At 65.4% G+C, this 237-nt stretch carries 1 protein-coding gene; it reads right to left on the bottom strand.

Going from position 1 to position 237, the window contains the following annotated elements:
* A partial coding sequence (locus GTQ34_RS16670) for a hypothetical protein (protein ID WP_208103924.1) occupies positions 1-237 on the bottom strand: 237 nt, incomplete at both ends.

Here is a 237-nt window from a genome sequence, read left to right on the forward strand (position 1 = left end):
TGGCAAAGGTGCCGTCAAGGTCCTGGCTCAGGGTACCGCCTGCATCGGTCACCGTTATCGAGGTGCCCGTCAGCCCAACCGCCGTGTTCAGTTCGTTGGTCGGGTCGGCGTCGGCGTCGTCCGTGTTGAGTGCGGCAAGCTCGGCGTCCGTGGCGAAGGTACCGTCAAGGTCCTGGCTCAATGTGCCACCGGCATCGGTCACCGTTATCGAGGTGCCCGTCAGGCCGACCGCCGTGT

The sequence above is a fragment of the Flagellimonas ochracea genome (assembly GCF_009903685.1).
Classification (GTDB): domain Bacteria; phylum Bacteroidota; class Bacteroidia; order Flavobacteriales; family Flavobacteriaceae; genus Flagellimonas; species Flagellimonas ochracea.